Origin of the sequence: Methanobrevibacter sp. (assembly GCF_045541095.1) — an archaeon.
In the GTDB taxonomy this organism is placed as follows: Archaea; Methanobacteriota; Methanobacteria; order Methanobacteriales; family Methanobacteriaceae; genus Methanocatella.
Genome location: NZ_JAZQIJ010000233.1, coordinates 1 through 5,292, shown reverse-complemented (window position 1 = coordinate 5,292; position 5,292 = coordinate 1). Strand labels below are relative to the sequence as shown.

Genomic DNA, 5,292 nt, shown 5'->3' with positions numbered 1-5,292 from the left:
TTTTGCTTTTTTAAACTTGGTTATCGTTGAAAAAAGTTTTGATTAACTTTGTCATTTATTAGTTTAGATTTCATTGGTATTTAAAGTTCTTCAGAGAGCATTTGATAAGTAATTTTTTGTGCAATTCATCCATGACCTAAGAGGTCATGGTATTCTTGCATTATTAAGATAAATTATTTATTAAACTTGGAAGATATTTATAAATGGTGAGAATATGGCAGATTTAAATTTCAGCGATGAACAGATTCAGGTTACTCCGATTATTCTCTTTATTGACTACGTCAATATACAGTACAACAATTATCTCAAAAAGAACTTCAAGAACCTGACACCAAGGGATTTCACATACCTTGCGAACATATTTTATCGTCATAACATGTCACAAAGGGATTTGGCAGATTTGTTAGGGGTTTCTGAAGCGAATGTAACTCAAATCATAAAGAGACTTGAAAAAACAGGGTATATCAAAAGAAAATGTGATGAAAACAACAAAAGCCGTAAAATTGTCGAATTGACAGAGGATGGAAAACTGGCAATATTTACATTGTTAAAGGCAGTATATGAATGGGAAGCAAAACTGTTTGAGGGATATTCCGCAGAAGAAATTGAAAAATTCAAGATTATGCTTTACGAATTTTCTGAAAAATCAACATATCCCTAAACAGATAAATAGTATTGGAAATAAAATATTCATATTGGACTTAATATAATTAAGTCTTTAATTCAAAAGGTGAAAATCATGTCTGATAAAGAAAAAACAATTGAAGCTTTACAAGCTATCGTAACAGGTTTGTCCGCAAATTCATTCGGACACAGAATTCAATCCAAAATATTTGCAGGACTCGGATTTGAATCATTAGGAACCAAATATGCAGGCCATGCAGATGAGGAAATGGCATTCGTAGAACAGTTCATGGACCGTATTTTAGACTTAGGTGGAGAAATCAAACAGGAAGCTCAGGAAGCAAAACCTATATACACTGATATAGTAGAATTCATTGAAGCAGATTACAATGTATCTGTTGAAGGAATTGCTGTTGTTAATGAAATGATGGAATCTGGAATATTTGACACAACAACTTTCGATTTAATGAAAGAATACCTCAAGGACGAAGAAGAGGACATGTACTGGAGCGAACAGCAGCTTGATTTATGCAAAATGATTGGTAAACAAAACTACCTGACCCAATTATTAATCAATGATCAACAATCTGCTGAATAAATATAAGTCTTAGGAGAGATTCTTATTAAAATAAAATCTGTAAAGAATTTTGAACATGGATTCATGACACAGGGTTTTGCATTCGGTGGTGAAGAAGGACCTGATAAATTTGACAATTCCATAAAATACCGTTCAAGTATTCAAAATTTCCTGATAGATACTGGTGATGATGTAATTCTGGTTGATACAGGTGTGCCAAGCGGTTTTCCAGTCAATGAACCTGACGAATCAACACCTTTATTTATGGGTGATAAATTCACTGATTATTTAACTTCCCTTAAACAACTGGGATATGAAAAGGACGATGTTACAAAAATCATCCTCACACACAAACACATTGACCATTCCGGAGAAGTGGCACAATTCCCTAACGCTAAAGTATACCTTTCAAAAACCGAAGCTGAAGAACTGGGATATGAAGGGGAAAACATTGTTCCTGTCGAATTTGATGACGGTGAATATTATAACTTTGAAAAGTCTCAAAAAATAGTTGATGGAGTATATCTGATTGAAGCGGTCGGACATACTACTGGAAACAGTTTGGTAATTGCCGAAGACGACGGATTATTCTACATGTTCCAGGGAGATATCACATATACCGATGAAGCATTGTATGAAAACAAGCTGTCAGTTGTATATGAGGATATTGAAAAGGCAAGGGAAACATTTGACAAGGTCAGGGAATTTGTCAAAAATAATCCTACAGTATATCTGTCAACACATACTCCGTTAGGTCATGAAAACCTGGAAAACAAAGCAGTAATCGACTTGGAAAATCCACCAGAAAGTATTTATTACGAATAAATAATTTTCATTTCTTTTTTTTTTAAAGGTTAAGCCATGAAAATTTTATATTTTACCGCAACAGGCAATAATCTCTATATTTCAAAACAGCTGGGTGGCGAACTTTTAAGCATTCCCCAACTGGTGAAAGACGGAATCTATGATTTTGAAGATGATATTGTAGGAATTGTATTTCCTGTATTTTACGCAACATCACCGAAAATGCTTCGTGAATTTGTAGAAAAGGTAAACATCAGGGCCGATTACATATTTCTGATATGTTCATACGGTGCTGACGGAGACCAGAATGCGCTTAGAATCATGAAGCAAACATTCGAAAATCGTGGAATCAAAATCAGTTATACCAATTCAGTTTTGATGGTTGACAATTTCCTTCCGACTTTTGACATGGCCAGTGAAAAGAAACTTAAAAAGGATGCAGACATTGACGGTCAGATAGAACTTATTAAAGAGGATATACTTTCAAGAAAAGGATATATCTTTGAAAAGCCAATGTTTACCGATGTTCCTAACATTGAAGTAGTTCTTGAAACAACAATGACCGAAAGGTTCTCCATACATGTTGGTGAAGGATGCAATGGCTGTCAGATATGCTCAAAGGTATGTCCTAGAGGAAACATAACCTATGAAGATGATCTTCCATCCATTGGAGATAACTGCGAGTTCTGCCTTGGATGCGTTCATCACTGCAAGACAAAAACGCTTTTCATCAATGATGAGATGAATCCTGAGGAGAGATTTAAAAACCCAAACATCAGGGTTTCAGAAATAATCAAAAGCAACAACGTGATAGAATGAAAGTCAATCTAAGAAACCATACAATGATGTATCCTGCTCCTGCAGTAGTCGTAAGCGCTTACGATGAAGAAGGAAATGCAGATGCATGTACATTGGCTTTTGCTACAATGTGTTCCCATCATCCTCCTGCCGTGATGATAGCAATAAACTCCACATTAAAGAGAAAAACTCTTAAAAGCATTTTACAAACTAAAGAGTTCTGTCTTGCTTTTCCAAGTGTTGAACATGCTGAAGAAACTGATTATCTCGGAATAGAATCAGGATACAATGCAAATAAACTTGATAAAATTAATTTTACACACAAAAAGGGTGAAAAAGTTAATGCACCATTGATTGAAGAGTTCAAGGTATCTCTTGAGTGCAAGGTAATGCACATTGCAGAAGTGGGCTCCCATACACAGATTACCGGTGAAATAGTCAATGTCTGGGCCGATGAAAGTGTAATCAAAAACAACAAGATTGATTTTGAGCTATTGGATCCGTTGGCATATGATGATATAACCCACAGCTATTACAGAACAGGTGAAAAGATAGATGATGCATTTAAACTCGGTTTAAAATTCAAGAAATAATCTTTTTTTTTAAATTTTTAAAAATTAATATTTTAGCTTTTATTTTTTTCCAAGCTCTTTTAATGTGTCTCCGGAAATCCTGTAGACTGTCCATTCATCCATTGGCTCCGCTCCCAATGAGATATAAAAGTCAATGCTTGGTTGGTTCCAGTCAAGACATGACCATTCAAGGCGTCCGCAGTTTCTCTCAACTGCAATCTGCGCCAATTTTTTGATTAGTCCTTTTCCATATCCTTTTGATCTGTATTCAGGTTTTACATACAGATCCTCAAGATATATTCCTGCCCTGCCGAGAAATGTTGAAAAGTTATGGAAAAATAGTGCAAATCCAACTTCGCGTCCGTCTTCAAGTGCAAATATTACTTCTGCAGTCTTTTTTTCAAATAGCCATTCATTTAAAAGTTCTTCTGTAGCTACTACATCATCAAGCATGTTTTCATATTCCGCAAGGTCCTTAATGAATTCAAGAATAAGTTTTGTGTCGTTTTCATTTGCAAATCTGAATGTTATTTCTGTCATTTTTTCACCTAAAAATCAAGCTGTTCTGCAATGCACATTTTACACACGGCATTTGGGGATTCGAGATTGGCATCCTTTACAGGACAGTAAAACACTCCGTCCTTTTCCTCTACCTTTAAAGAGCCTGGAAACGGTGTTCCAACAGGATGAATTGGCTCTTCCAAAATGTAGGTTGTATAAAGTGAGACGATTCCATATATCAGAGGAAACTTAGTTTTTGATTTGATTGATTCAGCATCATGGTATGACTTTAAGGTTGCAACTGAATCAATGAAATCCTCCTTGTCGATGTTTTTGTTGTAATGGGTGTTGTCATCCCTTATTTCTTTAATGCGGCCGAGAAAATACTTTGCATATACTCCATGACTTTTTTCCTTATAGTTTTCCTGAACGTATTTTGACTCTTCAATCATTTCTGCATTGACTCTCATAAGGTCAAAAACGGATATGGTGCCGCAATATTTTTTGAGTATCTCCAAAACTGCATCACAGGATACGTTATTTTCATTCACAACTGTATTTGAGAAGTCTTCATACATGTTCATTTTATTCCAGCCGTTTATTTTTTTGTATTCATTAGATTTTTCATGTTAAAGTTTATCCTTTGTCATATTAAAAGTTTTCATGATGCCTGAAATCATTGCCTTATGATTCCCATTATTGGAATATGTGTAAATATTTGATTTTGTGTTCAATTTGATGTCATGTTTATCTTAAATAATGCAAGAATACCATGACCTCTTTTAGGTCGTGGATGAATTGCACTGTTGTGTGTACTATCTTTTTTAATTAATTTTATTGTGTTTATTTTTATTTAATATATTTGGAGACTATTTTAGATATATGAATTTTTTGTTCAGTGTACTCTCTTTTTTTTGTGTGGGATTTGTAATATTTGCTTTGAGTTGTGAAAATTGTTCTGGGTTTAAAAAATTGTTCTCAGTTAGTTATTCGATTACTTCTCAAACGCTCTCCCTCTTTTTTTATATAGAAGTAATTACCAAATGCTATATTATACAATTAATGTAATTTTAATTGTAGTTTTAAAAAAGAACAATATTTTGTATGTCTTAAAAAAATGTAAAATTTGGGGATGGATTTATTTGAGTGAATATATTCGAGGATTAGTTGTTAAACTTCATTTAACTCCTGAACAAGAAGTTGAATTTAAAAAAAACTATGGTTGTACTCGTAAAACCTATAATGAACTTTTAAATAAATATAGAATCAAATATAGTGAGGATTCTACTAAAATTCCAACTAAAAAAGAATTAAATCACTTCTTAAAAGAAACTAAAAATGAATTACCATATCTGGATGAAACAGAGTCCACTAGCCTTCAACAGGCACGTGATGATTTGCATAAAGCATTTAAAA

Annotated in this window: 8 protein-coding genes; 6 read left to right on the top strand and 2 right to left on the bottom strand. The window is 33.8% G+C overall.

The genetic code is table 11. The annotated features are described in order from the left end of the window. The first annotated feature begins 214 nt into the window (after positions 1–214). The 5 genes from ACKI2P_RS10000 (at position 215) to ACKI2P_RS09980 (ending at position 3,396) form a co-directional block, all read left to right on the top strand. Entirely contained in the window at positions 215–661 is a 447-nt protein-coding gene (locus ACKI2P_RS10000; RefSeq protein WP_407377278.1) for a MarR family winged helix-turn-helix transcriptional regulator, read from the top strand. A 78-nt stretch (positions 662–739) separates the two neighbouring features. Then, positions 740–1,222 (top strand): bacterioferritin, encoded by a 483-nt coding sequence (locus ACKI2P_RS09995; protein ID WP_407377277.1) that lies wholly within the window; start codon positions 740–742, stop codon positions 1,220–1,222. A 63-nt stretch (positions 1,223–1,285) separates the two neighbouring features. After that, entirely contained in the window at positions 1,286–2,026 is a 741-nt protein-coding gene (locus ACKI2P_RS09990; RefSeq protein WP_407377276.1) for an MBL fold metallo-hydrolase, read from the top strand. Between the two features lie 36 nt (positions 2,027–2,062). After that, positions 2,063–2,824, top strand: a complete 762-nt coding sequence (locus tag ACKI2P_RS09985; RefSeq protein WP_407377275.1) for an EFR1 family ferrodoxin — start codon at positions 2,063–2,065, stop codon at positions 2,822–2,824. Next, positions 2,821–3,396, top strand: a complete 576-nt coding sequence (locus tag ACKI2P_RS09980; RefSeq protein WP_407377274.1) for a flavin reductase family protein — start codon at positions 2,821–2,823, stop codon at positions 3,394–3,396. The genes ACKI2P_RS09985 and ACKI2P_RS09980 overlap by 4 nt, the downstream gene beginning before the upstream one ends. A 39-nt stretch (positions 3,397–3,435) precedes the next feature. Here ACKI2P_RS09980 and ACKI2P_RS09975 read toward each other — a convergent pair whose 3' ends face one another. Beyond that, positions 3,436–3,915: a GNAT family N-acetyltransferase gene (locus tag ACKI2P_RS09975; protein ID WP_407377273.1), complete on the bottom strand. Its 480-nt coding sequence runs from the start codon at positions 3,913–3,915 to the stop codon at positions 3,436–3,438. Positions 3,916–3,923: 8 nt separating this feature from the next. Next, the gene (locus ACKI2P_RS09970; RefSeq protein ID WP_407377272.1) at positions 3,924–4,460 is read right to left on the bottom strand and encodes a DUF2115 domain-containing protein; all 537 of its coding nucleotides are present in this window, start codon (positions 4,458–4,460) and stop codon (positions 3,924–3,926) included. 558 nt (positions 4,461–5,018) lie between these two features. Between ACKI2P_RS09970 and ACKI2P_RS09965 the strand changes: the two genes are divergently transcribed. Then, positions 5,019–5,292, top strand: a 274-nt coding sequence (locus ACKI2P_RS09965; protein WP_407377271.1) for a helix-turn-helix domain-containing protein, incomplete at its 3' end; no start/stop codon positions are given.

Excerpts from the sequence above, each read along its gene's own strand:
- ACKI2P_RS09990 (WP_407377276.1), top strand. The coding sequence starts at position 1,286 with ATGACACAGGGTTTTGCATTCGGTGGTGAAGAAGGACCTGATAAATTT.
- ACKI2P_RS10000 (WP_407377278.1), top strand. The coding sequence starts at position 215 with ATGGCAGATTTAAATTTCAGCGATGAACAGATTCAGGTTACTCCGATT.
- ACKI2P_RS09970 (WP_407377272.1), bottom strand. The coding sequence starts at position 4,460 with ATGAACATGTATGAAGACTTCTCAAATACAGTTGTGAATGAAAATAAC.
- ACKI2P_RS09995 (WP_407377277.1), top strand. The coding sequence starts at position 740 with ATGTCTGATAAAGAAAAAACAATTGAAGCTTTACAAGCTATCGTAACA.
- ACKI2P_RS09980 (WP_407377274.1), top strand. The coding sequence starts at position 2,821 with ATGAAAGTCAATCTAAGAAACCATACAATGATGTATCCTGCTCCTGCA.
- ACKI2P_RS09975 (WP_407377273.1), bottom strand. The coding sequence starts at position 3,915 with ATGACAGAAATAACATTCAGATTTGCAAATGAAAACGACACAAAACTT.
- ACKI2P_RS09985 (WP_407377275.1), top strand. The coding sequence starts at position 2,063 with ATGAAAATTTTATATTTTACCGCAACAGGCAATAATCTCTATATTTCA.